This window comes from Bradyrhizobium sp. CIAT3101 (genome assembly GCF_029714945.1).
Classification (GTDB): domain Bacteria; phylum Pseudomonadota; class Alphaproteobacteria; order Rhizobiales; family Xanthobacteraceae; genus Bradyrhizobium.
Map to the genome: position 1 here is coordinate 7,584,322 of NZ_CP121634.1, position 24,551 is coordinate 7,608,872.

At 63.6% G+C, this 24,551-nt stretch carries 23 protein-coding genes; 7 read left to right on the forward strand and 16 right to left on the reverse strand.

The features are described 5' to 3' along the window. Positions 1–108: 108 nt before the first annotated feature. The 14 genes from QA645_RS35385 to QA645_RS35450 form a co-directional block, all read right to left on the reverse strand. Positions 109–1,224, reverse strand: a complete 1,116-nt coding sequence (locus QA645_RS35385) for a DUF2336 domain-containing protein (protein ID WP_254129088.1) — start codon at positions 1,222–1,224, stop codon at positions 109–111. A gap of 184 nt (positions 1,225–1,408) precedes the next feature. Further along, positions 1,409–2,599 (reverse strand): adenylate/guanylate cyclase domain-containing protein, encoded by a 1,191-nt coding sequence (locus QA645_RS35390; RefSeq protein ID WP_283045834.1) that lies wholly within the window; start codon positions 2,597–2,599, stop codon positions 1,409–1,411. 116 nt (positions 2,600–2,715) lie between these two features. Continuing rightward, on the reverse strand, positions 2,716–3,300 hold the full coding sequence (locus tag QA645_RS35395; protein WP_283045835.1) for a HutD family protein: 585 nt from the start codon (positions 3,298–3,300) through the stop codon (positions 2,716–2,718). A gap of 46 nt (positions 3,301–3,346) precedes the next feature. After that, positions 3,347–3,868: a hypothetical protein gene (locus QA645_RS35400; RefSeq protein WP_283045837.1), complete on the reverse strand. Its 522-nt coding sequence runs from the start codon at positions 3,866–3,868 to the stop codon at positions 3,347–3,349. Between the two features lie 194 nt (positions 3,869–4,062). Beyond that, positions 4,063–4,473: a hypothetical protein gene (locus tag QA645_RS35405; RefSeq protein WP_283045838.1), complete on the reverse strand. Its 411-nt coding sequence runs from the start codon at positions 4,471–4,473 to the stop codon at positions 4,063–4,065. A gap of 334 nt (positions 4,474–4,807) precedes the next feature. After that, a complete protein-coding gene (locus QA645_RS35410; protein WP_283045839.1) occupies positions 4,808–5,962 on the reverse strand; it encodes an ABC transporter substrate-binding protein in 1,155 nt (384 codons plus the stop codon). Positions 5,963–5,987: 25 nt separating this feature from the next. Beyond that, complete coding sequence (locus tag QA645_RS35415; RefSeq protein ID WP_283045840.1) at positions 5,988–6,821, reverse strand: amidohydrolase family protein; 834 nt, start codon at positions 6,819–6,821, stop codon at positions 5,988–5,990. Between the two features lie 22 nt (positions 6,822–6,843). Next, the gene (locus QA645_RS35420) at positions 6,844–7,683 is read right to left on the reverse strand and encodes a shikimate dehydrogenase (protein ID WP_283045841.1); all 840 of its coding nucleotides are present in this window, start codon (positions 7,681–7,683) and stop codon (positions 6,844–6,846) included. A 161-nt stretch (positions 7,684–7,844) separates the two neighbouring features. Then, a complete protein-coding gene (locus tag QA645_RS35425; RefSeq protein WP_283045842.1) occupies positions 7,845–9,920 on the reverse strand; it encodes an EAL domain-containing protein in 2,076 nt (691 codons plus the stop codon). Between the two features lie 70 nt (positions 9,921–9,990). Next, on the reverse strand, positions 9,991–11,658 hold the full coding sequence (locus QA645_RS35430) for a PAS domain-containing methyl-accepting chemotaxis protein (protein WP_283045843.1): 1,668 nt from the start codon (positions 11,656–11,658) through the stop codon (positions 9,991–9,993). A gap of 270 nt (positions 11,659–11,928) precedes the next feature. Continuing rightward, positions 11,929–12,879, reverse strand: coding sequence for a PAS domain-containing protein (locus QA645_RS35435; RefSeq protein ID WP_283045844.1), 951 nt, complete (start codon positions 12,877–12,879; stop codon positions 11,929–11,931). 364 nt (positions 12,880–13,243) lie between these two features. Beyond that, positions 13,244–14,089: an SDR family oxidoreductase gene (locus QA645_RS35440; RefSeq protein ID WP_283045845.1), complete on the reverse strand. Its 846-nt coding sequence runs from the start codon at positions 14,087–14,089 to the stop codon at positions 13,244–13,246. A 9-nt stretch (positions 14,090–14,098) separates the two neighbouring features. Continuing rightward, positions 14,099–14,650 carry a carboxymuconolactone decarboxylase family protein gene (locus tag QA645_RS35445; RefSeq protein WP_283045846.1) on the reverse strand — a complete coding sequence of 184 codons (552 nt, stop codon included), beginning with the start codon at positions 14,648–14,650 and terminating at the stop codon, positions 14,099–14,101. After that, positions 14,628–15,329: a TetR/AcrR family transcriptional regulator gene (locus QA645_RS35450; RefSeq protein WP_283045847.1), complete on the reverse strand. Its 702-nt coding sequence runs from the start codon at positions 15,327–15,329 to the stop codon at positions 14,628–14,630. The genes QA645_RS35445 and QA645_RS35450 overlap by 23 nt, the downstream gene beginning before the upstream one ends. Before the next feature lie 167 nt (positions 15,330–15,496). Between QA645_RS35450 and QA645_RS35455 the strand changes: the two genes are divergently transcribed. From QA645_RS35455 to QA645_RS35475, 5 genes are all read left to right on the forward strand, one after another. Then, positions 15,497–16,702, forward strand: a complete 1,206-nt coding sequence (locus QA645_RS35455; RefSeq protein ID WP_283045849.1) for an ABC transporter substrate-binding protein — start codon at positions 15,497–15,499, stop codon at positions 16,700–16,702. Between the two features lie 3 nt (positions 16,703–16,705). Next, on the forward strand, positions 16,706–17,599 hold the full coding sequence (locus tag QA645_RS35460) for an MBL fold metallo-hydrolase (RefSeq protein WP_283045850.1): 894 nt from the start codon (positions 16,706–16,708) through the stop codon (positions 17,597–17,599). A 12-nt stretch (positions 17,600–17,611) separates the two neighbouring features. Next, entirely contained in the window at positions 17,612–18,580 is a 969-nt protein-coding gene (locus QA645_RS35465) for a tripartite tricarboxylate transporter substrate binding protein (RefSeq protein WP_283045851.1), read from the forward strand. A 25-nt stretch (positions 18,581–18,605) separates the two neighbouring features. Continuing rightward, entirely contained in the window at positions 18,606–19,145 is a 540-nt protein-coding gene (locus QA645_RS35470) for a VOC family protein (protein WP_283045853.1), read from the forward strand. A gap of 89 nt (positions 19,146–19,234) precedes the next feature. Beyond that, positions 19,235–20,047 (forward strand): class I SAM-dependent methyltransferase, encoded by an 813-nt coding sequence (locus QA645_RS35475; protein WP_283045855.1) that lies wholly within the window; start codon positions 19,235–19,237, stop codon positions 20,045–20,047. A gap of 31 nt (positions 20,048–20,078) precedes the next feature. On the opposite strand, the gene QA645_RS35480 is transcribed toward QA645_RS35475, so the two are convergent. Next, positions 20,079–21,650, reverse strand: a complete 1,572-nt coding sequence (locus tag QA645_RS35480) for a L,D-transpeptidase (protein ID WP_283045857.1) — start codon at positions 21,648–21,650, stop codon at positions 20,079–20,081. Between the two features lie 322 nt (positions 21,651–21,972). Between QA645_RS35480 and QA645_RS35485 the strand changes: the two genes are divergently transcribed. After that, entirely contained in the window at positions 21,973–22,152 is a 180-nt protein-coding gene (locus QA645_RS35485; protein WP_254192164.1) for a hypothetical protein, read from the forward strand. A gap of 112 nt (positions 22,153–22,264) precedes the next feature. Next, on the forward strand, positions 22,265–23,317 hold the full coding sequence (gene pstS / locus QA645_RS35490; RefSeq protein WP_283045859.1) for a phosphate ABC transporter substrate-binding protein PstS: 1,053 nt from the start codon (positions 22,265–22,267) through the stop codon (positions 23,315–23,317). A gap of 24 nt (positions 23,318–23,341) precedes the next feature. Here the strand turns inward: pstS and QA645_RS35495 are convergent, their stop codons facing one another. Continuing rightward, complete coding sequence (locus QA645_RS35495; RefSeq protein WP_283045860.1) at positions 23,342–24,532, reverse strand: CoA transferase; 1,191 nt, start codon at positions 24,530–24,532, stop codon at positions 23,342–23,344. Between the last annotated feature and the right edge of the window lie 19 nt (positions 24,533–24,551).

Here is a 24,551-nt window from a genome sequence, read left to right on the forward strand (position 1 = left end):
GGCCGTTCGAGCTGGCCGGAATCGAGCGTACTTGGACATTGCCGCATTGGCAACGGGGCGGCTGCGACATGCCAATGCAAGCCGGAATCGGCTGCGCGGGAAAACGCTCTACATCACGCGACGAGACGGTCGAGATGAGCTGCCGAAAGCTTCCTCTTTTCGCGTTCGATAGATTGTGACGACCTCGCGGCACGCCATGACGTTCAGCCGGAAGAAATTGAGATTCAATCGCTCCAGCTCGCCCGCCGTTATGCGGTAGTTGGCCGCTCCCAGGAACAGCAAGGCCATCGTTGTGGGCCAGGAGAAATCGAGAGACTTGGCCAGGATCAATGCCGGTTCGCGATCCTTCTCGATCAGTGCTCGTTCCGCAACGTCGATCGGCAGACGACAGAGCAACGATAGCGCCACGGCGGTCTCGTTGAACCTGAGGGAGTGAGCCAGTTCGAAGACCTTGTCTTCCGTCAGCTCGCCTCTCTCATGCAGCTTCGCGACCGTGCGCTTGGCAGTGAAGTAATCCTTGGAGGCCGGACCGAACCTGGCGTGAATCGCTCCCGTGACGTCGGTGACGACGCGATCGATATGCGTCTCGATATCGGGACGTTCGTTCTGCAGCTTCCGCCGCACCTCTTCGGAGGCTTTCGCGATCAGCTGATGGAACAGGTGCCGGGGAATGTCCTTTCGGAGCCCCACCGATTCGGCGAGAATGGAATCGCCCTCCGACCGCCGCACCAAATGGAGAAAACCGGAATTGGAAAAATTCGCGCCGGCGTTCGATGCCACCGAGGTAACGACCTCGGGAGACCCCCGCACCACCAGGACATCGGTCACTGCGGCAGGCACCGCCTGTCGCCTGGAGATTGCAAGGAGATGCTGCTGGCTCTTGCTCTTGGCGCAGGCGATCAGCGTCTCCGTGTCAAGCCGCTCCGACTGGCTGAGAATCGGCCACGCCACATCGATGCAGTCGTCGCTGGCCATCTGCCGCGTCAGAGCGTAAGGCGCGTTTGGGCTGCAGGCGAGCTTACCCGCCAGCCTCGCCCGCGCGCCGACCTCGATTTCCTGCGCAAGCCGGCCGATGACCTCGCCGAAGGTCCAGATCTGGTCCTCGGAATAGGTGCCCGCGATCAGAACATCGGCGGCATGCCATAGCGCCCGAAGACAACTCTCCGGATTTCCCTTGGCAACCGCCTCGTCCAACTCCGCCAGAAAAGACGCAGTGACAGCCATGAACGTGCTCGCAGCTCTGAAATGATCAAATCGCAAGAATGACCGTTACGAAACAAAGCGATCAGATCACTCCGCGCTTCAACACGAAGTAAACTCGTCCCTGTCTCGTGGAGCTGAGCTTAAAGTGCGCCTAATCAGATCGATCAAATTCGAAGCAATTCGCGGCCCCTGGTCGGGCTCGGCCTCAGCCTTGAAACGCAAACAGCTCGATCGGCTCGCTGAAACCGCGCACGGCATGCTGACCGACCCGCTCGAGCTCGAACTCCGGCGTCACCAGTTCGGCAAAATCCCGCGACAGCAGCACCGGCTTGCCGATCTGCTTGGTGAGCGTCTCGAGCCGCGAGGCCATGTTGACGGCGGGACCGATCACGGTGAAGTCGAGCCGGCTGGTCGAACCGATATTGCCGTACATGACGTCGCCGACATGGACGCCGATGCCGTAGTTCAACGGCGCGCGACTGGTCGACTTGTTGCGCTCGTTCAGCGCAGCCATCGCCTGGCGCGCCTCGGTGACCGCACGCAGCAGATTGGCGCAGGCGTTGGGCTGGCTCAGCGGGAAGATCGCGAGCAGGCCGTCGCCGATGAATTTCAGGATCTCGCCGCCGTGCCGCGCGATCGGCTCGGACATCGCGTCGAAATAATCGTTGAGGAGATCGATGACGTCGTCGCGCGGCCAGTTGTCGGAGATCTTCGTAAAATCTCTGAGATCGCAGATCATGATCGCGGCGCGCACCGTCGTGCCGGTGCCGCGTCGCGTGGCGCCGGCCAGGATCAGCTCGCCGGCATGAGCGCCGACATAGGTCTCCAGCAGCGTGCGCGCCAGGCGGTTCTTGATGCGGATCTCGCTGACCAGCGCCAGCACCGGCAATACCTTCTTCAACGCGGCGACATGGGCGTCGTCGAAGCCACCGGGACGGTCGGTCGAGAACGTGATGAGATGGCGCTTGCCGAGCGTATGATAGAGCGGCCAGGCCACATAGTCGGTCAGGCCCTTTGCCCGCATCTCGTCGTAGAGCGCGTGCTTGCGGCCGAGCGCGGGATCCCGTTCGAGATTCTCACGCACTTCGGTTGCCCCGTCGAACATTTCGTTGGCCGGACTGCCGATATACTCGGAGCGTCCCATAACATCGAAATCGACCCGCCCGATCTCGGCCTCACGCATGCCGTCGGACCACATGAAACGCGCCCCCAGCCATTGCGGATGCTGGATCCGGACGTGGAGCGTCGATCGCTTGAGCGGAATGCCCGCTTGCTGCAGGCGGATGCACATCTCCGCAAAGATGTTGTCGATGAAGCGCTGGTCCCGCGTGCCGTTGGTCAACCAGTCGACGACGCCGTCGGAGAGAGAGGCGGGATTCATGTCTGGCGCGTTCATATCCTGCCCTTCGGCGACGGTCTGCATCGGGGCACATATCGTGTTCCGGCGCGGCCGCGTCAACCTAGCCAGTTGCACGGATTGTGCGCATCGTTCCGGCCGGCAGGAACGCCCGTTCAGGCGGCGATTTTGATCGACCCCAGCACGACCAGCCCGGAAACGAGCGCCAGCGTCGCGGCCGCAGTCAGTTCGACCTTCAGCGTGTTTTCGTGCGGAATCGCAAAATCCTGGCCCTCGAGGCGGATACTGCAATCGCCGCGCGCCGCGTAGAGCAAATGCGTTCCCGGGGGCAACGACCGATCGCCGGGCGCATCAAGCGCCACAAGCGCGATCTCCGCCGCACCGCGCCGCGCCATCAGATTGACGACCTCGACCGGGCCGGCCTCGAGCTCCGTGACGATCTCCATTTCGCCGGTGAAACGCACGGTCGTGAGCGGTTCGCGCTCGTCGAACTCCTGCCCGGGTGCTTTCAGCACCAGCCCGCGCCCGCCGACCACCATCTGCAAGCGATCGATGCCGGGCATGTGGGAGAACGGCCCGGGCGCCACGATCGGCGTGGAGGCGAAGCGCCACAGCAGGCTGGCCCAGTCCTTCACCGCCGCATCGGGGCGATGCGCGTCCGCGATATCGGTAAAGATGCCGCCGCCGTTCTTCCAGGGCGAGCGGGTGTAGTCCTCGGATTTCAGCAGCGTGGTTTTCATCTGTGCGGGCGTCCGGTCGTTGCTCACCCGCACATCATTAATCGCCTCACGCCTTGGCGTCGAGGTTCAGCCTGGTGCTGAGCTCGTTGACGAGCGAATCCACGAACTGACTCTGATAGGCCGAGATGCCGTTGAAGGCGACGGGGCCGCCCGCCTGCACCAGCAGGCCGCCGCCGGAGACCGTTGCGTCCGTGCTGCCACCGGATGATTTGGTGTCGAGCTTGCCCATGGCGTCGTCGAGCTGCGCGGCGGTCTTGTCGTCCATCTCGCCATTGGCCTGCAGCGTGGCGAGCAGCGACTGATAGGCACTGCCGAGATCGGCGCCCGTCCCTGTCTCCGCGGTCGCGGAGAACGAGCCGTTGGTCTTGCCGTTGTAGCTCTTGTAGGTCAGCGTTTCCGTTGTGGTGCCGTCGGTGTTGGCGTGGCTGTCGAGCATCAGCTCGAACGCGCTGCCATAGGCCCCCGTCGTCAGCATGTTCGGATCATTCGGATTCTTGTTCTTGCTCGCGCCCGACTTGTCGGAGCCGGCGGTCCAGTTCGGCGGGACGGTGTAGCTGACACTGGTCACGGATTCATTCCCATCTGCATTGCGCGGAAATATTCAGCAACATTTATGCCAGCGAGGCGCTGTTGATTTTCATCGGCTTTCTCGCGCGATAGACTCTCAGCGTTGCGCCACGCTGCAAAAATTGCCCGGCAGCTTCGTCCTGTTGCCTGCAGGCCTGACCGGCAGGACGAAGCCAGCAGTGCCGTCCGCGCTTGTCACGCCTTGGCGTCGAGGCCGAGCTTGCTGATCAGATCGTTGACCGGCGAATCGGCGAACTGGTTCTGGTTGGCGGAGACGCCGTTGAAATAAGCAGGGCCGCCGTCGTTGAACTGCGCGGCGCTCGTGTCGTTCATTCCGCCGTTGGCCTGGAGCGTGGCAAGCAGCGACTGATAGGCACTGCCGAGATCGGAGCCCGTCCCGGTCTGGCTGCTGTCGCTCGTGGACGCCAACGCATCCGTAGTGGTGCCGTCGCTATTGGCCTGGCTATCGAGCAACAGCTCGAACGGATTGCCAGAGGTTCCTGTCGTCGCCGAGCCCGCCTCGTGCGCGTGCTTGTGTTTGCCGCCGCATGATTTGCCGGAGCCTGCGGTCGAATACGGCGAGACGGTGTAGCTGACGTCGGTCATGTCGTCACTCCTTCGATCATTGCGTGGAAACATTCAGAAACATTGTGCCTGCGAAGGCGCCGCTGATGTCCATCGGCTTTCTCGCGAGGAGCACGCCGATGTCCGCTCAACGTCGCGCGACGTGGCAACAACTGCCCGACAGTTTGATCCCACTGCACGATGGTGCGGGGCTTGCGGTGCTCAGCCCTCGGTGTCGTCCCGGCGAAAGCCAGGACCCATCATCCCGACTCCCGTTGTCGGAGCGAGCTGTGGCCACACCCTCTTCTGACAGTATCGAGCGGTGGTTATGGGTCCTGGCTTTCGCCAGGACGACGGTGGAGAGATATCGCGTAACTTACTCGCTCTTGCCGCCGTTCAGCTTCGGCAGCGTCTCGACGATCTTCTGCTTGCCGTCGACGATCTCGGCCAGGAAGCTGGCGCGGTCGATGTCGCCGTTCTGGTCCCAGCTTGCCTCCATCAGCATGCCCGGCGCCTTGTCGGGCGTCAGCGTCAGGCCCTTCATCGCCGCGCCTAACGCCTTGCTGTCGAACCTGCCGATCTTCTCGGTGACGTATTTGACGAGATAGACCGCGGTGTAGCCCTTGATGCCGTTATGATCCGGCCGGTACTTGAAGCGGTCGCTGAACTTTTTGGTGAATGCCTCGATCGCCGGCACCGGTGCATCGGCTGAAAGACCGACATGGCCGCGCACACCGTTGGCTGCGGGGCCGGCGAGCTCGACCACCTTCTGGCTGAGCAGCGTGGTCTCCCCGAACAGCGGCGTCGACAGCCCCTGTCGCTTGGCCTCGATCAGGAAGCGGGCGCTCTCCTCCTCGTTGGTGTAGACGAACACGGCGTCGGCCTTGGCGCTCTTGAGCTTGATGACGTCCGAGCCGAAATCGACCTGACCCTGCTCGGTGGAGATATCGGCGGCAACCTCGATGTTGCGCGTCTTCATCTCCTTGATGAAATTGTCGTGGCCGCCCTTGCCGAAATCATTGTTGACCCAGACCACCGCAACGCTCTTCACCTTCAGCTTGTCGTGCAGATAGTTGGCGATCTTCGGCATCGAGAATTGCTGGCCGAAAGCGGTGCGGAACACCCAGGGATTACCTTGCGTCGTGATGTCGGCGGCCTCGGCGCCGACGATCTGCGGGATCTCCGCCTGTTGGGTCAGCGCCATGTTGACCTTGACCGAGCCGGAATAGATCGGCCCGAGCACCACATAGGGATCCTTGTCCAACACCTTCTGCACCTGCGCGCGCGAGATGCCGGGATTGCTCTGGGTGTCGAGATGCTCGGTCTGGATTTTCTTGCCCAGAATGCCGCCGGCGGCGTTGATCTCGTCGACCGCGAGCGCGACGCCGTCGCGCCAGTTGGTGCCCGAGACGGCGCCTGGGCCGGAGAGCTCAATGACATCGGGGATGTAGACGGTGTTTTGCGCGCGGGCCCCGCCCGTCGACAGCGACGCCGCCAAGGCAATGACGAGCGCTCCTGCAAGATGCCTCATGATGTCCTCCCCTTTGCTTTGTTTTTTATGATCCGTCGAAGCCAAGCAGTTTCGCCGGCGTTCGCCACAGCAGACGATGCCGGTCGCCCGGATCCGGAAACAGTTTTGTCAGCACCGCGAGCAGCGGCCCGTAGTCGAGCCGTTCGGGCGCGCGCAGGAACGGATAGTCGGATCCCCAGACGCAGCGATCGAGTGTGAAGGCCTCGACCAGCGCGGCGATGAAGGGCCAGGTGTCCTCATACGGGTACGGCAGTCCTGAGAATTTGTAATAGCCGGACAGCTTGACATGCGCGTCGCGCTCGCGGCCGATCGCGAGCAGCGCCTGGAAGGCCTTGCCGCTCACGCCTTGCGCGACCGATGGCCGGCCGCAATGATCGAACACCAGCTTGACGCTCGATTTGTCGATCAGCGGCAACAGGTCGAGCAGCTGATCGTTCTCGACCTGGATCTGGAGGAACAGGCCGAGGCTTGCGACCTTCTCCAGCAGCGGCGCGGTGCTGCGATAATAGTCGGCGCCATGGAACGGCACGTTGAAGGCGATTCCGATCACGCCGGCCGCTTTCAATCGCTCGAGCTCGCGGATGTCGACGTCGTTCTCGACGACGGCGACGCCCCTGAAGCGGCCGCCGCCCTGCCTCAGCGTGTCGAGCAGGATGCGGCTGTCGCTGCCATAGCCGGTGTTGGTGGCGACGACGAGCGCGTGGTGAACATCAAAGGCGTCGAACACGCGGATGAGCTGCGCCGCCGGCGCGATTTCCTGCCCGCTCGGCCGGTACGGCGTATCGGCGCCGTAGGGAAAACGCGCGGGATCGAGCGCGTGAATGTGGCAGTCGATCTTGGGGCCCGCCGGCAAGGTCATGGCGCAAAGTTCCCCGCGCGGTTCAGAACGTGGCCTCGATGGCCTTGATCAGCTCGGCTGTCACATCGGGCATGACACCGAACCAGGCCTTGAAGGCAAGCCGCGCCTGGTTGAGCAACAGGCCGAGCCCGTTCACGGTGACGCAGCCGCGGGCGCGTGCATCAGCCAGGAATGGCGTCTCGAGCGGCGTGTAAATCAGATCGGCAGCGAGTGTCGTGGGCTTCAGGCGCGACAGGTCGATCTCCAGCGCACTTTTGCCGACCATGCCGCGATCGGTGCAATTGACGAGCAGCGCAACATCACCAAGTGCCGTGGCACGATCGTCCCACGGAACGGTGCTGACGGCGGAGCCGAATTCGGTCGCGATCGCCTGCGCCTTCTCCGCCGTGCGATTGGCGATGCGAATCTCTCGCGCGCCGTTTTCCAGCAGCGCCACGACCACCGCGCGCGAGGCGCCGCCCGCCCCCAGCAGCAGGATCGGCCCGGCATCGCCGCGCCAGTCCGCCTTGGCGTCGCGCAGGCTCTGGATAAAACCGTTGCCGTCATTGTTGAAGCCGGACAGCGTGCCGTCGGCTTCGACGACGATGGTATTGACGGCGCCGATACGCTTGGCGGTCTCGTTGACGCGGTCGAGCATCGCCATCGCCGTCTGCTTGTGCGGCATAGTGACGTTGCAACCGCGGAACCCGAGCGCGATCAGCCCGTCCAGCGCGTCCTCGAGCCGCTCCGGCTTCACCGCGAGCGGGACGTAGGAGCCGCGGATGCCGTGTGCCTTCAGCCAGTAATTGTGAATGACCGGCGAGCGCGAATGCGCGACCGGCATACCCATGACCCCCGCCAGCCCAAAACCATCCTGCGACATGCCGCGATTCCCGTCCCGAACAGCGCCCTTCGGCGCGCGACCATTTTATTTGGTCATTTGTCCAAGACAATTAGAGGGAATGGCCAGCGGGTGCAATGTGAATCTGGGAAACAGCGGAGCCCGATACACGACGGATGGCCGCCCCGCCCCTGCCTAGAAGCCTATGCCGGGACGGCGGACACAGCAGGCACCATGCCGCGCGAGCGGAGGGTTTCGGACAGCGGCCGTGGCTTTCCCACCGCAAATCCCTGCGCGTAGTCCACGCCGACCTGACGCACGGCCTCCAGCAACGCCTCGCTGCCGACGAACTCGGCGATCGTCCGGATGCCCATGGTCTTGCCGAGACGGTTGACCATTTCAACGATGACACGATCCGTGTCGCTCTCGAGCATGTCCTTCACGAAGCCCCCGTCGATCTTGAGGTAATCGACCGGGAGAGACTTCAGATAAGAGAACGAGGACATTCCGCTGCCAAAGTCATCCAGCGCAAAACGACAACCGAGGGATTTCAGCGCCAGGATAAAACGTCTCGCACTATCGAGGTTGGCGATGGCGTTCGTCTCGGTGATCTCGAAGCAAACGATGTTGCCCGGAATACGGCACGCGCGAATCTGGTCGCGCACGAAATCAACGAAGCTTTCGTCGCCGAGCGTCTGACCGGAGAGATTGATGCTGCAATTTGCGATACGGGCTCCGCCACCGGCGAGGTGGTTGCCGAGCAGCTTGAGCGAATTGCGGACGACCCAGCGATCCACCAGTGGCATCAGGCCGTAACGCTCCGCGGAAGGTATGAATTCCGAGGGAGGCACGACCCGGTTTTCGGTATCGCACAGCCGCAACAGGACCTCGAAGTGCGCCCCGGCGGCGGCGCGAGCCGCCTCCAGCGGCACGATATCCTGCGCGTAAAGACAGAAGCGCTGCACATCGAGCGCCTCCTGGATGCGATGCACCCACCTCATCTCGTCGATCCGCCGTTGCAGGCCAGCGTCCTCGCTGCTGTAGGCCTGGACCCGGTTGCGCCCCTTGTCCTTGGCGCCATAGCAGGCGACATCGGCGCGTCGCAATCCGTCCTCGATCGAGGCGTCGGCGTGATCGATCCATGCAACGCCGATGCTTCCGGTGACGCCAAACGAAACTTCGCCCCAGCGAAAGCCGCCCTCCTCGATCGCCGACCTCAACCGCTCGGCCATATCGAGGGCCTGTTGGGCCTGGCAGTGATGAAGAAGAAGACCGAACTCGTCGCCGCCGAGCCTTGCAATCACGTCGCGCGAGGACACATGTCGCATCAGCAATCCGGCCAGACTGCAGAGCAGCTGGTCGCCTGCGAGATGCCCACACGTATCGTTGACGATCTTGAATTGATCGAGGTCGAGGAGGATCACGGCGTGAGGTACGTCACCCGCCTTGAATTGATCGAGCGCCGACCTCAGGCGCCGCTCGAACTCCCGGCGATTAGCCAGGCCGGTCAGCGAGTCATGCGACGCCTGCCAGGCAAGACGCTTCTTTTCCTCGATCAGCGCTGTTTCGAACGTCGCCCGTTGCAGGACAAGCCGGCGCGTATGCCAGACAATGAGCCCGGTCAGCACCGTGACGGTGAGGAGATTGACGTAGATCAACGTCGTCTTGATGGCCCGGGCTCCCTCGCCGAGAACCCGTGAGAATGCGTTTGCCCGCGCCGACAGGGCATCGTTCAATTCATAAAGCCGGGATGACAGCGATTGCAGCCGCAATGTGTCGCCCGGATGCGTTCCGACGGCCTCCGACTTGATCGCATCTCCGAAGATCGCCAGCTCAAGCAGCATGGAATCCGTCGCAGCCCATTCGGCGATGGCCGCCTTCAGGTAGCTCACGCCGCTGAAGCGGCGGAACAACCAGATCATCTGAGGAATATCGTCGACGTGGTTTCCTCCCTGCAGGAAACCCGCATTTGCAACCTCTAGATCCGGTTGATCCTGCTCCATCGCCAGCCGCGCGGTCCGGTCTCCGAGCGGCACTGCGAGGGCGGCCCTGTACTGGTCAAGAAGCGATTGTTGGCCCGTATACAAGTAAAGATGCAGGAAATAGACGGCGTTCTTCTGCGCACGCGACCAGGTCGCCTCGCCCGCAACGTAAGCCCGCACGGCGGACAGCACGTCGAGACTCACGCCGGCGACGAACGCCTGCAGCACGACCACGGCCACGAAGGGCGACACGAGCCTCAACAGACGATAGTAGATACGCCATCGCATCGAACTCATAAGTGGCTCCGCACGGCGCCATGCACGAGGACGGTCAATCCGTGGCACGACGATTTGCGAGGGGTGCGCATCACGCCAGTGCGGCCGCAGCGCGCTGCATGTTGGTCGACATATCGCTCGTCACGGTGCTCTGTTCGTCCACCGCCGCCGCCGTGCTGGTCACGTATTCATTGACGTGACCGATCGCGCCGCGAATCGCGTCGAGCGCCCCGACCACGTCGCGAGATACGCTCTTCAGCGCATCGATCTCGCCCGTAATCCGGTCGGTCGCGTGCTTGGCCTGGTTGGCGAGGCTCTTCACCTCGGAGGCGACGACGGCAAAGCCACGCCCGGCCTCGCCGGCCCTCGCCGACTCGATCGTCGCATTCAGCGCAAGCAGGTTGATCTGACCGGTAATGCTGTTGATCATCTCGATGATGCCTCCCATCTGATCGGCTGCCGTCGTGAGCCGATCGGCCTGCGCGTCGGCTGTCCCGACGTGCCCGACCGCCGCCAGGACGACCTCGCGCGACTTGACCATCGTCTCGGATATCTCCCGGATGGATGCGCTCATCTCCTCGCTTCCGGCCGCCACCGATTCAATGAGCTCCCTGGCTTCCTCTGCCTTCATGCGCGCCACGGCTTTCGCGGTGACGTCGGTGGCGTACTTCACCACCTTGAAGGGCTTTCCATTCAGATCGAGGATGGGGTTGTAGGAAGCTTCGATCCAGATCTCGCGGCCACCTTTCGCAAGTCGCTTGAACTCGCCCGCCTGGTAGGTCCCCCGGCGAAGGTTGTCCCAGAACTCGGTGTAGGCCCGCGCTGCGTGCTCTGCCGATTCAACGAAGATCCGGTGATGCTTGCCGACCACGTCCGCGAGCGAATAGCCCATCGCCTTCAGGAAGGCGTCGTTCGCCCATCTGATCGTGCCGTCCATCTCGAATTCGATCACGGCTTGCGACTTCATGATCGCGTCGATCTGGCCCCGGCTGTCCGCCGCCAGCAGCTTCTTCTCGGTCACGTCGGAGGCGAATTTGACGACCTTGAAGGGACGTCCGGCCTCGTCAAGGATGGGATTGTAGGAGGCCAGGATCCAGACCTCGCGACCGTTCTTGCCGAGCCGCTTGTATTCGCCGGAGACGAATTCGCCGCGCCTGAGCTTGGCCCAAGCGTCCGCATAGCCGGCACTCTCCCGCACCGCAGGCTCGACGAACATGCTGTGATGCCTGCCCGTGACCTCGGGCAGTGTGTAACCCATCGTGTCCAGAAAGGTGCCGTTAGCGGTGATGATGGTGCCATCCAGCTCGAACTCGATGACGGCCTGGACGCGATCAATGGCCGCCAGCTTGCCTGCGTCCTCCAGCGCCTTCATTTTCCTGGCGGTAATGTCGGTCGCGAACTTGATGACCCGGGTGGCCTTGCCGCGATCGTCCAGAACAGGATTGTAAGAGGCCTGGATCCAGACCGACCGACCATCCTTGCGTATCCGCTTGAATTCGCCGGTCTGATACTCGCCGCGATTCAGCCGGGCCCAGAAGTCCTTGTAGTCGGCCCGCTCGGCATCCGACTGCTGCATGAAGATCCGGTGATGTTTTCCCTCGATCTCGGAGAGCGCGCCATAGCCGAGGGCATCGAGGAAGTTCTGGTTGGCCTTGACGATGGTGCCGTCGAGCCGGAATTCGATCACAGCCTGCGAGCGGGCGATCGCCTCCGTTTCAGCGAGGGAGTTTTCGAGCCTAGACTTGCGCAGTCCGAACATGTTTCCACCCTCGAATAAGCCAGGGCTTGTCGCCCCCGCATGCCGTTGTGGAAATCAATTAGAACTGATTCAAATCTTCAAAGCGTAAAGCCATTTCGCTAAACACGAAGTCTCCCATCGTCCCAAAACGACAGAAATTGTGCCGCTTTCGGCCCGAAGCAGGAGGTTGCCGCAAAATTTGCGCGATGGAGGACACGGGCCACGGCAGACTCTCGCGAAATTCGCTGTCATCACTTGTCGTGTCGAGGGGGCCATGCGTGGCACGCGGCCTTAACGCAGCGTTGCCGTGGGCTTCATGTCGCTCGGAAAGATGAAGACGGCCCCTCGTCGCTCCAGCGCGTCACGGAGCCTCCGCGCACTCTCGGCGCCGTCGCGCGAGACCCCGTCGAGCTCTTCGAGCCTGCGAATGACCGCGATCGAGATATCCGCGAGTTCGCTGAGCTTCTGGACCGATATCTTGAGAAGGCCGCGCGCGGCCCGAAGCTGGGCACCGGTGACCGGCCGCCCCGGATCGAGCAGGGTCCGGCCGGTTCTCTCACCGTCGATATCGAAGCTCAATCCGAGCCATTCCAGGAAGCGGCCGCTCGCGCTGCGAATCGGAGCGGCGCGGAGCCGTCGCCAGCCGCTCGAACCATCGGCGAGGCGGACGCGCGCCTCGACCTCGACCTCCTCGCGACCGCCGAGGGCTTTCTGATGAGCTTGCATGATGGTGGCGCGATCGTCCGGATGGATCCAATCCATCCAGTTGGTGCCGAGTGGCTTCGCGTCACCCGCAAAGGGCTGCAGGTGCACGACGTCCGTGACCCTGCCGTCCGCCGCCGCGGTCGTCACCGTGGCCCTCGCGAGCCGCGCCACGGCGTGAAGATGCTGTGTCCGGATATGCAGAAGATTTTGTTGGGCGCGCTGCACGGTCACGTCGGCCATCAGCACAATGAGGCCGTCAGGACTGCCACGCTCGCTGAACAGAAACTCACCGTAAGCACGGACCCATCGGATCCTCCGATCCCTCAGGATGACCCGAAAACTATCCTCGAATGAAATTCGATTCTTGAGGGCCGCATTGACCGGCGCGCGGTTGCCGCGATCGGTCGGGTGCATTCGCTCCAGCAGGGCGGCACGGGACGGTGACACGGTACGGTCCTGATCGAACAGATCGTACATGCCCTCGGTCCAGGTCATCTGCCCGGATTGCAGGTCCACCCGACAGACGCCGATCTTCAACTGTCGCTCCAGGAAGCGGAAGTAATTCGACGGGATCACGCCTGGCTGCGCGGAGGCCATCTCATCATTGATCATAGACGTCTTGCTCTTGCCTTGCGGTCAGGCATAAGTCGGCGGCTGGCTGCCCGAGCCGATCCGGCTCAGGCAACTCCCGCTTTACTGACGCGGCGCTCGCTCTTTCTTGTGATCTCGCGCCAATATCTTGCTAATTCCGGCCAGATTTATCCGCGCAAGCGAGCCGTGCGGTCTCGCCGGTCAGGACATGACCAATGGATGAGGCTGCGCAGCGCCGGGCTGCCGCTCGAACCATTGCATGCCCCCGCGGCAGTGGCGGGTGCAGAGCCGCTCGCAATGGTCCTTCGGCTCACATCCCGCTCAGCCCGCTATCCACCGCCAGCGTTTGCGCGGTGACATACACGCTCTCGTCCGACAGGAAGAACAGCACCGCGTAGGCGATCTCCCAGGCGGTCGCTTGCCGGCCGAAGGGAACGTGGCCCTTGCCGCGGTTGGGGCGGCCGGCGCCGACTTCGCGGCCATTGGGGGTGTCGACGAGGCCGGGATAAACGAGGTTGGCGCGGATGCCGCGGCGCGCGCCGAGATGGGCGATGTTGCGCATCAGGCCGCCGAGCGCGGCTTTCGACGAGTCATACACCGCCATCTGTGATCCCGCTTTCAGCGCCGCGATGGAGGAGATGAAGACGATGGCGCCGCCCTCCTCGAAGCTCGGCATCGCCGCGCGGCAGCACAGCATCGGACCGCGGACGTTGACGTCGTAGATCCTGTTCCATTCCTCGGGGCTGACATTGTCGAGGCCGGTCTTGCCGAAGGTGCCGATGTTCAGCACCATGCCGTCGAGGCCGCCCATGGCGCGATGCGCTTCCTCGATCATGCGCTGGACGTCCGCCTCTGACGTGACGTCCGCCGCAATGGCAAAGCCCTCGCCGCCTTCATCAGTGATGTGCTTGACCGTCTGCTGCGCGGAGGTGTGGTTGAGATCGGCGACTGCGACTTTCGCCCCTTCACGGGCGCACAAGATGCTCATGGCGCGGCCGTTACCGATCGGATCTGTCGCCGCATCGAACACCCGCTGACCGCCGCCGACGATCAGGATGCGACGGCCCTTCAGGCGTCCCCTGCCCGGCGCTTCGCCCAACGACTCGGCGCTCGGCGGACGGACGTAACGCTCCGGCTTGCTATCGGTCTCTGCCATCTCAGCCGCCTACTTCTTGCCGCCGTCATAGACCTTCATGCCGGCCGCGGGATCGAGATCGGTTTCGGTGGCTTCGGTGACGCGCGCCATCATCATGTAAAAGCCAAGCGCGACGATGGACTCGACGATTTCCTGGTCGCTGAAATGTTTTCGCGCGGCAGCGAAGATCGCCTCGGGAACACGGACGTTCTCGACCACCTCGCGGCCGAACTTCAGCAATGCGCGCTCCGCTTCGCTCAGTGCGACCGAGTCATAGTCGCAACGCTCCACCGCATCGACCTGGCCTTGCGTGCAGCCGACCCCGAGCGCGATCGGCACGTGCTGGCGCCATTCATAGGCGCCGCCCTCGAGCTGCGCGGCCTGGAGGATCAAGAGCTCGCGGTTGACCGCCGAGAGCTTCTGCTTGTGCAGGATCGAATTGCCGAGCCGCATCGCCGGGATCATGTTGGCCTCGGCATGGGCCATCATGCGAAAGATGTTGAGCTTGACCGGCATGCGGTCGAACGAAGCGCGGATGTCGCCGCTCGTCGTGTCCGGATCAATCAGGGGCAGCCTTGCCACGCGTTTCTCCCTTGGTTTTTCGTTTCTTGTTGTCGTCGGTCCCGCCATCCGCCGCGATCAGCGACAGGAAGAAGGCGAGATAGCGCTCGATCGCCTCGATCACCTTCGGCCGCGGCGACGGCGCCGCGCCCATCACGTAATGTTCGAGGCGGATATAGATGAGGCCGGCGGCGAACAACCGGGCGGTCTCGCGCGGATCCGGCGTCTTGACCAGGCCGGCGAGCGCAAAGCCGCGAAAATAGTCCGTCATCATGCTCTGCTCGCGCGCATAGAAATGATCGGCGAACTTGGCGCGGATGCCGGGCACGCGATTACGCTCGGCCGTGATGACCTTCTGGAACTGGTGCTCGCGCGGGTCGGACCATTGCTCGACGAGGTCCAGTGCGAACTGCCGGCAGAACGCGGCGGGCTGGCGCGCGAGCTGCTTGTAGCGCGGCTCCTCCAGCCGGCTCGCGGAGCTTGCCGGGCCGTGCTCACTGACGATCGCTTCCAGGATCGCGGCCTTGCCGGCGAAATGATTGTACAGGCTGCTCTCGCGGATGCCGACGCGGCGTGCCAGCTCGCGCATCGAGGCGCCGCCATAGCCGCTCTGCGCGAACAGGTTGAGCGCCTCGGTGAGAATGCGCTCGCGGGTCGTGGGCGCAGCCGCTTCCGCCGCGCTGGAGGTGGTGAGAGCCATGCGGCTTGACTAACGAACGATCGTTCGCTAGTCAAGCGTACGAACGATCGTTCGTTTTGCCAGTCTGGCGGCGACGGTCGCGGCCCGCAAGCCTCGCGTGGCCACTGTTCTCGCGTTTCAACTCCGCTCCCTAGAGAAGCGGAGAGCAAATTTGGGGAGACGACCTCATGGCGCGCTTTGCCCGCCTTCGCCTTGCCGCGGCCTGCGTTCTGCTGCTCGCAGCCAGCACCGCCTCTGCCCAAACCGCAAAATACGATCCCGGCGCCGACGACAAGACGATCAAGATCGGCACCACGGCGCCGCTGAGCGGCCCGGTCTCCGCCTTCGCGCAAATCGCGAAGTCGGCGGAAGCGTATTTCCGCAAGGTCAACGACGATGGCGGCATCAACGGACGGCGCATCCAGATGATCATCGCCGATGATGCCTACAGCCCGCCGAAGACGGTGGAGCAGACGCGGAAGCTGGTCGAGAGCGACGAAGTGCTGCTGATCTTCGGCGGCGTCGGCACGCCGACCAACAGCGCCGTGCACAAATATCTCAACGACCGCAAGGTGCCGCAGCTCTTCCTCGGCTCGGGCGCGGCGAAGTGGGACGATCCCAAGAACTTCCCGTGGACCGTCGGCTGGCAGCCGACTTATCGCGACGAGGCGATCGCCTACGCCAAATACATCAAGGCGAGCCACGCCAATGCGAAGATCGGCGTGCTCTACCAGAACGACGATCTCGGCAAGGACTATCTGAAGGCGCTCGAGGAAGGGCTCGGCGGCGGCGAGGCGATCGTCGCGCGCGCGGCCTATGAGACTTCGGCACCGACGGTCGATACCCAGATCCTGCAATTGAAGACTGCCGGCGCTGACGTCGTACTGGTCGCGGCCACGCCGAAATTCGCGGCGCAGGCAATCCGAAAGATCGGCGAGATCGGCTGGAAGCCCACGACCATCGTCTCCAACGTCTCGGCCTCGATCAGCGGCGTGCTGGAGCCGGCCGGCAAGGACAATTCCACCGGCGTCATCTCCAGTCAGTATCTGAAGGACGCGACCGATCCGGCCAACAAGGATGATGCCGGCTACAAGGAATGGGCCGCCTTCATGGACAAGTATCTGCCTGACGCCAACAAGAACGACTGGCTCAACGTCTATGGCTACACCATCGCACAGACGCTGGTGACGGTGCTGAAGGCGGCCGGCAACGACCCCACCCGCGCCAATGTGATGAAGCAGGCGACAAGCCTGAAGGACGTGCATCTGCCGATGTTGATCAACGGCACCGCCGTGAACAACGCGCCCGACCACTACACGCCGATGACGAGCCTCCAGCTCATCCGCTTCGACGGTACGCGCTGGGTGCCGTTCGGCGACCTCCTGAAGAACTAAAGCATGCGGCAGGTGACGATCGGCAGTATGCGGGTTGACCTCGTCAGCGAGATCCCTTCGCTTGCCTTCGACAGAAAGTGGCTGTTCGCCAATGTCACCGACGAGGTGATTGCGGCGAACCGCGACTGGCTCGATCATCGCTATATCGAGCCCGAGACCGGCCGCTTTATCCTCAGCCATCACTCCTACCTGGTTCGCACGCCGCGCTGGACCGCGATCGTCGACACCTGCTGCGGCAATCACAAGAAGCGGCCGCGCGTGCCGGTGTGGAACGACCTCAACCAGCCGTATCTGGAAAACCTGCAGGCGTTGGGCGTTGCGCCCGAACAGGTCGACTTCGTGATGTGCACGCACCTGCATGTCGATCACGTCGGCTGGAATACGCGCCTCATCGACGGAAGCTGGGTGCCGACCTTCCCCAATGCGCGCTATCTGATGGGGCGCGAGGAGTACCGGCATTTTGAGACCGTACACAAGGCGGGGCCGAAGAGCCCGGTGAACCACGGCTCGTTCGAGGACTCCGTGCTGCCGGTGGTTGCGGCCGGCCTTGCCGAATTCGTCGAGACCGATCATCACCTGTTTGGCGATCGCGACGCTGCCTTGCGCTTCGCGCCGGCGCCGGGCCACACCGCCGGCAACATGCCGATCCATCTCAACGGCGGCCACGATCACGCGGTCATGTCGGGCGACGTAATCCATCATCCGATCCAGTGCGCGGCGCCGTGGCTCTCGAATGCCGCCGATGTCGATCCGGCGGCCGCCGTCGCGACCCGGATGGCGCTGCTGGAAGAGCTCGCGGATACGCCGAGCTATCTGCTCACCGGCCATTTTCCGTCGCCGACTGCGGGACGCGTGACCCGACACGGAGACGCCTACAGATTTCGTTTTTGGGAATAGGGGAATGCCGTCATGATGCTGCGCACCGTCACGCTCTCGTTTCTCGCATTGCTGTCGGCTACGCTGCCGACGCGGGCCGAGGATCCTGCCGCCTATCCGACGCACAAGATCCGCATGCTGCTGCCTTACGCGGCTGGCGGCGGCGGCGACGTGATCGGCCGGCTGCTCGCCGACAAGATGGGCAAGACGCTCGGACAGAGCATCTATATCGAGAACCACACCGGTGCGGCCGGTACGCTCGGCACGCAGATGGTCGCGACTTCGCCCAATGACGGCTACACCGTCACCGTCGGCGGCATGACCACGCATGTGCTGGCGCCCGCGATCTATCCAAAGCTGCCCTACGATTCGATCAAGGATTTTACCACCATCGGCCGTATCGGCGTCTCCGCGATCATGCTGGTGGCGACCAGGGATTTTGCCGCCAATAACATCAAGGAGCTGGTTGCGCTCGCCAAGAAGGGCGAGCCGATCCAGTACGGAAGCTGGGGCATCGGCTCGACCGGGCAATTCTGCGCGGAAATTTTGATGCAGCAGACCGGCATCAAGATGGAGCACGTGCCGTTCAACGGCATCGCCAAGCTCGCCGGCGACCTGCTGGGCGGCCACATCTCGCTCGCGACGCTCGACATGGCGACCGCGACGCCGCTGGTGAAGGACGGCTCGATCAAGGCACTGGCCGCCTGCGGCGAGCGCTCACCGAGCCTGCCTGACGTTGCGACCTACGGAGAACAGGGCGTGCCGTTCGACCGCAGCCTGTCCTGGGCGATGTATGCGCCGGCGGGCCTCGCGCCGCCGATCACGCAAAAGCTGTCGGCGGCGCTGAAGGACGCGCTCGGCGATGCCGCGGTGAAGGAGAAGCTGCTGGGCCTCGGCATCACGCCGCAATTCGTCCCCGGCGACGAGCAGCGCGACATCAATGCGCGCGATATCGCGGCCTGGAAGCAGGTTGCCAAGGACGCGGGCATTGAGGTCAAGTGAGCAGGGTGATTGAGGGAGCGCGGGCATGAGCCGCATCTTCGGCGCAGTGCGCCAGAACGGATATGTGGTGCGGGACATCCAGGCCGCGATGACGCACTGGATCGAGGTGATGGGCGTCGGTCCTTGGTACTACATGGACCGCGTCAAGACCGACTGGTTCCGCCATCGTGGCCAGGATTCATCCGTCGAGATGAGCATCGCGCTGGCGAACTCCGGCGATCTCCAGATCGAGCTGATCCAGCAACGCAACGATGCGCCCTCACTCTACAAGGAGTTCCTGGATGCCGGCCATGAAGGCCTGCAGCACATGTCCTACTGGAGCCACGACTACCAGGCGCTCTACGACAAGGCGGTGGGGCTTGGCTACAGGATCGGCCATGAAGGCCAGATCGGCGGCGACAGAGGACGCTTCGCCTATTTCGATACGCAAGCCCATCCGGGAACGATCATCGAGATCTCCGACATCAGCGGCACGAAGGGACCTTTCTTTGAGAAGGTTCGGCAAGCCGCGATGAACTGGGACGGCACGCGGCCGATCCGCGAGGTTGGCGGGGCGAAGTCGTAGAACCTCTTCGCCTCGGAGGCTCGCCCGCGTTCCCGGGCGGTCGAACCATGCTATCTTGCCCGTGATAGCCAACCTTCAGCGAGGCAAGCATGTCCAGCACTGACAAGGTTTTCGCCGGCTCGGTTCCAAAACTCTACGACGAATATCTGGTCCCGCTGATCTTCTCGATCTATGCCGACGACCTTGCCAAGCGCGTCGCTGCGCTGTCGCCCTCGGACCTGCTCGAGATCGCCGCCGGCACCGGCGCCGTGACGCGGGCCGTGGCGGCGCTGCTGCCCGCCGGTGTCCGCTATGTCGCGACCGACCTCAACGAGCCCATGCTCGCGGTCGCGAAGCAGCGTCAGGGCGATGACCCGCGCATGACCTGGCGTCAGGCCGATGCGCTGACGCTGCCCTTCGACAACGCTGCGTTCGACGTCGTCTGCTGCCAGTTCGGCGCCATGTTCTTCCCGGATCGCAGCAAGGGATATGCGGAAACGAAGCGGGTGTTGAAGCCGAACGGCACGTATTTGTTCAGTGTCTGGGATCGTATCGAAGACAATGTGTTCGCCGACGACGCGACGATCACGCTCGGCAAGATGTTTCCTGACAATCCGCCGCTGTTCATGGCGCGGACGCCGCACGGCTATCACGACAAGGCCGTCATCAAGGCCGATCTCGAACGCGCGGGCTTCAAGGACATATCGATCGAAACGCGGACGGCGATGAGCCGCGCGCCCTCCGCGGAATACGTGGCGATCGCGTATTGCCAGGGCACGCCGCTGCGCGGCGAGATCGAGGCCAGGGATGCGAGCAAGCTCGAGGCCGCGACCGATGCCGTTGCCGAGGCGATCCGGAAGCGTCATGGATCCGGGCCGGTCGAGGCGAAGATTCAGGCTCTGGTGATCACGGCAAGGCCGTAGCGGCAGGAGCCGCTACGCTCCGGCCCCGCGCCTACCAAAGGCTCCGCTGCATCGGCTGCGCCGGTTGATAGTACTGGTACTGGCCGGCGCGGCGGCGCGGATTGACGGGCTGCGGATTCGGATCGCGCTGCCCGAAGAAGAAGAAGCCATTGCCGCCAAATGCGCCGCCATTGCCCCAGCCATCGTCGCTCGCCATTTCCACCGGCGGCGCGGTCGGCTTGCGGGTGATGAAGCCGCCTTGTGGATGGTTGCTTAACACCGCGACGAACTCGGTGCGGTAGTTGGTCTCGGCGCTCAGCGGCTCGTCCGAGATGATGATCGACGAGCGCGGCAATGCGGTCGGCCCGATGCGATCCCACACCTCCTGCGGGATCGTGATGCGGTCGAGCGCGTCCTTCGCGCTGTCGCCTTCGTCGATGGTGACGACGCTCCAGCGCAGGCCGGCGTCGTTCTTCGCCATAGCGGTGAAGATGTGCGTGCCGAGCGGCTGGTCGGGATTGCGGATGGTGACGGGAACCTCGATGCTGGTGTCGAACACCTCGCCGCCGCCATCAGGCGCCGGCTTGTGGGTGTTACGCCGGACATAGAGCTTCTGTGTCGAGCGGCTGATGTAGACCGAGACCGGCTCCATCGCGAGCTTGGCATCGGTCGCGGCCTTCACGGCTTCGGCCTTCTTGGCCGCGGCCGCCTTGGCGGCGTCCTTTGTCGCGGCAACCGCATCGCGCTTCGGCTGCGCCGCAGCCTTGGCGGCGTCCAGCTGGGTCGCGGCATCCGTCGCCTTTGCCGCGGCCTTCTGCTTCAGCTCGTCGGCCTTCGCCTTGGCCTGGTCGGTCTTGGCGTTCGCGACGAGCTTGTCGGCATAGGCGTTCTCGGCATCGGCGCGGGCCTTCTGCTGCTCGAGCTTGCGCAGCGACGCCGGAAGCGATTGCGCGTCCTTCGCTGCTGCCGTCGCGGCCTTCTTCGCCTCGTCGGCGGCCTGGATGACTTCCTCCGCCTGCGCGGAGAGCTTGTCGGCACGCGCGGGCGCCGCCGCAATGGCTTCCTTGCTCGGCACGAACAGCGAGGGATGCGAGAAATCGACCGGAGCCGCATCCATCGGCGAGATGATCACCCGCATGCCGATATTGGTCTTCTCGAACAGGCCCTCGGCGAAGTTGAAGGGCATGCGCACGCAGCCGTGCGAGGCGGCATAGCCGGGCAGCGGCCCGCCATGCAGCGCGATGCCGTTCCAGGTGATGCGCTGCATGTTCGGCATCCAGGCGTCGTCATACATCGAGGAGTGGTGGTCCTTGTCCTTCTCGACGACGGCGAAGACGCCGGCGGGCGTTTCGCGTCCGGTCGTGCCGGTCGAGACCGGCGCGCGGAGGATCCAGCCCTCGGCATCGTAGAACGTGACCTGCTGGCTCTTGATCGACACGATCGCCATGATCGGCTCGCCGGCCTCGCGCTGCGCCACCGCCTCGGCGATCTGGCGCGGCTGCTTGGCAGCAACGGCCTGGCTCGGGGCAGCCAGCGCGACCGCCGCCGCGAACATCACGATTCCGGGAGCCCCCCAACGCCGCATCGCTTTCCTGGATTGCGCCGTCGTCATCAGGTCTTTCATGCCATTCCCCGGTTGCGTGTCCGCACTTGCGTCGATCACCGATCAGATTGCGATCTTTGGATTAAGAAATCGCAGCCACCATCTGTTCCGTTTCCGGCGATATTCGGTCCGTTCCGGCGACGAAACTCTCATATACGACGGTCCGTGCGGGCGGAAGGGCGGTTGGGAGCCGGGGCTGGCCTGGAGCTGGCCGGCGCGCTGCGGCAGAATGTCAGCCCTCGGCAGCGGCAGGACGGGATGTGACTGGAATCACAGAGAATTGCGTCAGGCCGCGGGAACATCGGCGGTAAATTCGCCAAACAGCGCATCGGAGGATGAACGGGTGTCCTCAACTCTCTCGCAGATTGCCGCGGCCGTGGCCGGGCTGGCGCTGCTCGCGACCGGCTTCATCGTCTTTTCCAGAGGCACGACCACGAGCCTGGTTAAAAGCCTGGCGGTCTCGATGTCGCTGGCCGTACTTGCAGCCGTCCTGATCACAGTTGCCCGCAATCTCGGATCGTGAGTCGCACCGGCTTCACATCACATTGCAACCGAACCAGATGGTTCTGATTTCCATTACATTTTTGTGACGTAAACCACAGAGGCTCGTGGAGCGCGCTGCTAGCTTCGAGCCCATGATGAAACATCTCAGTCTCCCCATCGTCCTCACCGCGCTGGTCATCTCGACGCAGAGCTTCGCTGCCGAGACCACGGGCGCCGGCTCAACCTTCGTTTCGCCCGTGATGGCGAAATGGATCGACGCCTACAAGGCGAAGACCGGCAACACCGTGACGTATCAGGCAGTGGGGTCGAGCATCGGCATCGGCTTGATCAAGAAAGCCACCGTCGATTTCGGCGCCACCGACATGCCGCTTGATCCCAAAGAGCTCGAGAAGCTCGGCATGATCCAGTTTCCGATTGTGATCGGCGGCGTCGTTCCGGTCGTCAACATCGACGGCGTGAAGCCCGGCCAGATGCATTTTTCGGGCGAGGTGCTCGCGAGCATCTATCTCGGCAAGATCAGGACGTGGAACGATCCGGCCATTCGCACCATCAACCCCGACGTGAGGTTGCCGAACGCGCCGATCACCGTCGTGCATCGCATCGACGGCTCCGGCACGACCTTCAACTGGTCGAACTATCTCTCCAAGGTCAGTCCGCAATGGAAGGCCGCCGTCGGCGAAGGCACTGCGGTCGAGTGGCCTGTCGGTCTCGGCGGACGCGGCAATGACGGTGTCGCCTCGCTCGTCGGCCTCGTACCCGGCGCGATCGGCTACCTCGAATATGCCTACGCGCTGCAACGGCTCGACAAGATCTCATTCGGCGTGGTGCAGAACAGCGCCGGCAATTTCGTCGTCCCTGACGCCGCGTCGTTCCAGGCGGCGGCGTCGAGCGCGGACTGGACGGCGGACAGGGATTTCCATATCGTTCTCACCAACGCGCCGGGCGAGGATGCCTATCCGATCACGGCCACGACGTTCGTGGTGATGCCGAAGCAGCCGAAGTCGCCGGAACGATCGGCTGCCGCCATCGACTTCGTGCGCTGGTCATTGGAGAACGGGAAGACGCAGGCCGAAACGCTCAACTACGTTTCGTTGCCGCAGGCCCTGGTCGAGCAGGTCGAAATGTACTGGCAGCAGAGCTTTGGACCGGCGACTGTGACTGCGTCGGCCGGCAGCAAGCGGTAACATTCCCCGAATGGCGCGCCGGTTTTATGGCGCGCCAACGGCCTTGTTTGCGACGAGCGCTTCGATCTCGGCGTCGCTCAGGCCGGCCTCGCGCAGCACCTCGCGCGAATGCTCGCCCAGGCGCGGTGCCATGCGGTGGATGCCGGCCGGGCTCTCCGAAAATTTTGTCGCCGGACGTGCCTGGCGAATCTTCCCCTCGGTCGGATGATCGATATCCGCAAACAGTCCGACGGCCGCGAGATGCTGCTGATCGCCGATCTCGGTCAATTTGGCAAAGGCGGTGTGCGGCACGTCCAGCTGCAGCAATAGCTCCTCCCACTCCGCCGTGGTGCGGGTCGGCCCGATCTCGCTCATGCGGTCGTAGATCTTGTCGATGTTTTGCGAGCGCAGCACGGGATCGCGCACGCCGAGCTCGTCGCTCAACTCGGGCCGGCCGACGGCCTCGAAAAAGGCACACCAATTGTCCCCGGAATACGGCAGCATCGTCAGCCAGCCATCCTTGGTCTTCACCGGACGCCGGTTTTTCATGCGCTTGTAGCCGGTCGGGCCGATCGGCGGATCGAAGGCGTGTCCGCCCAGCATCTCGATGCTGTTGAAGCCCGCAATCGTCTCCAGCATCGGCACCTCGACCATCTGGCCCTGGCCCGTGCGCTCGCGCCGGAACAGGGCGGCCGACACCGCACCGACCATCGCCATGGCGCAGATCTTGTCGCCGATCAGGCTCGGAACGAATTCCGGCTCCTCGTCGGATCCGATCGATGATGCGAGGCCCGATGCCGCCTGGATGATCTCGTCGAAGGCGGGCCGCGCGGCCCACGGACCGTCCTGGCCAAAACCGGTCGCGGCCGCATAGATCAGCCGCGGGTTGAGCTTTGCGCAGTCTCCATAACCGAAGCCGAGCCGCGCCATTGCGGCCGGCCGCACATTGGTGACGAGCGCATCGACCGTCGGGATCAGCTTCGCCAGTGCCGCCTTGCCGTCAGGATGCTTGAGATCAAGCGCAAGGCTGCGCTTGTTGCGGTTGACCGCCATGAACTGGCCGCTCATGCCGCGATTCCTAAACACGCCGGTATAGCGCCAGGTGTCGCCCGACGGCGGCTCGATCTTGATGACGTCGGCACCCCAATCCCCGAGCATCTGTGCGGCATAGGGACCGAACAGCACGCTCGTCAGATCGAGAACACGGATTCCGCTGAGGGGGCCGGTTGGTGCCATCGTCTCTTCACTGTCGTTG

What these genes read in the sequence shown, in the direction of transcription:
- QA645_RS35395 (WP_283045835.1), bottom strand. Translation starts at nt 3,300, where the DNA reads ATGAAAACCACGCTGCTGAAATCCGAGGACTACACCCGCTCGCCCTGG.
- QA645_RS35465 (WP_283045851.1), top strand. Translation starts at nt 17,612, where the DNA reads ATGATGCTGCGCACCGTCACGCTCTCGTTTCTCGCATTGCTGTCGGCT.
- QA645_RS35410 (WP_283045839.1), bottom strand. Translation starts at nt 5,962, where the DNA reads ATGAGGCATCTTGCAGGAGCGCTCGTCATTGCCTTGGCGGCGTCGCTG.
- QA645_RS35460 (WP_283045850.1), top strand. Translation starts at nt 16,706, where the DNA reads ATGCGGCAGGTGACGATCGGCAGTATGCGGGTTGACCTCGTCAGCGAG.
- QA645_RS35495 (WP_283045860.1), bottom strand. Translation starts at nt 24,532, where the DNA reads ATGGCACCAACCGGCCCCCTCAGCGGAATCCGTGTTCTCGATCTGACG.
- QA645_RS35425 (WP_283045842.1), bottom strand. Translation starts at nt 9,920, where the DNA reads ATGAGTTCGATGCGATGGCGTATCTACTATCGTCTGTTGAGGCTCGTG.
- QA645_RS35415 (WP_283045840.1), bottom strand. Translation starts at nt 6,821, where the DNA reads ATGACCTTGCCGGCGGGCCCCAAGATCGACTGCCACATTCACGCGCTC.
- QA645_RS35470 (WP_283045853.1), top strand. Translation starts at nt 18,606, where the DNA reads ATGAGCCGCATCTTCGGCGCAGTGCGCCAGAACGGATATGTGGTGCGG.
- QA645_RS35455 (WP_283045849.1), top strand. Translation starts at nt 15,497, where the DNA reads ATGGCGCGCTTTGCCCGCCTTCGCCTTGCCGCGGCCTGCGTTCTGCTG.
- QA645_RS35405 (WP_283045838.1), bottom strand. Translation starts at nt 4,473, where the DNA reads ATGACCGACGTCAGCTACACCGTCTCGCCGTATTCGACCGCAGGCTCC.
- QA645_RS35420 (WP_283045841.1), bottom strand. Translation starts at nt 7,683, where the DNA reads ATGTCGCAGGATGGTTTTGGGCTGGCGGGGGTCATGGGTATGCCGGTC.
- QA645_RS35440 (WP_283045845.1), bottom strand. Translation starts at nt 14,089, where the DNA reads ATGGCAGAGACCGATAGCAAGCCGGAGCGTTACGTCCGTCCGCCGAGC.
- QA645_RS35385 (WP_254129088.1), bottom strand. Translation starts at nt 1,224, where the DNA reads ATGGCTGTCACTGCGTCTTTTCTGGCGGAGTTGGACGAGGCGGTTGCC.
- QA645_RS35390 (WP_283045834.1), bottom strand. Translation starts at nt 2,599, where the DNA reads ATGAACGCGCCAGACATGAATCCCGCCTCTCTCTCCGACGGCGTCGTC.
- pstS (WP_283045859.1), top strand. Translation starts at nt 22,265, where the DNA reads ATGATGAAACATCTCAGTCTCCCCATCGTCCTCACCGCGCTGGTCATC.
- QA645_RS35475 (WP_283045855.1), top strand. Translation starts at nt 19,235, where the DNA reads ATGTCCAGCACTGACAAGGTTTTCGCCGGCTCGGTTCCAAAACTCTAC.
- QA645_RS35450 (WP_283045847.1), bottom strand. Translation starts at nt 15,329, where the DNA reads ATGGCTCTCACCACCTCCAGCGCGGCGGAAGCGGCTGCGCCCACGACC.
- QA645_RS35480 (WP_283045857.1), bottom strand. Translation starts at nt 21,650, where the DNA reads ATGAAAGACCTGATGACGACGGCGCAATCCAGGAAAGCGATGCGGCGT.
- QA645_RS35430 (WP_283045843.1), bottom strand. Translation starts at nt 11,658, where the DNA reads ATGTTCGGACTGCGCAAGTCTAGGCTCGAAAACTCCCTCGCTGAAACG.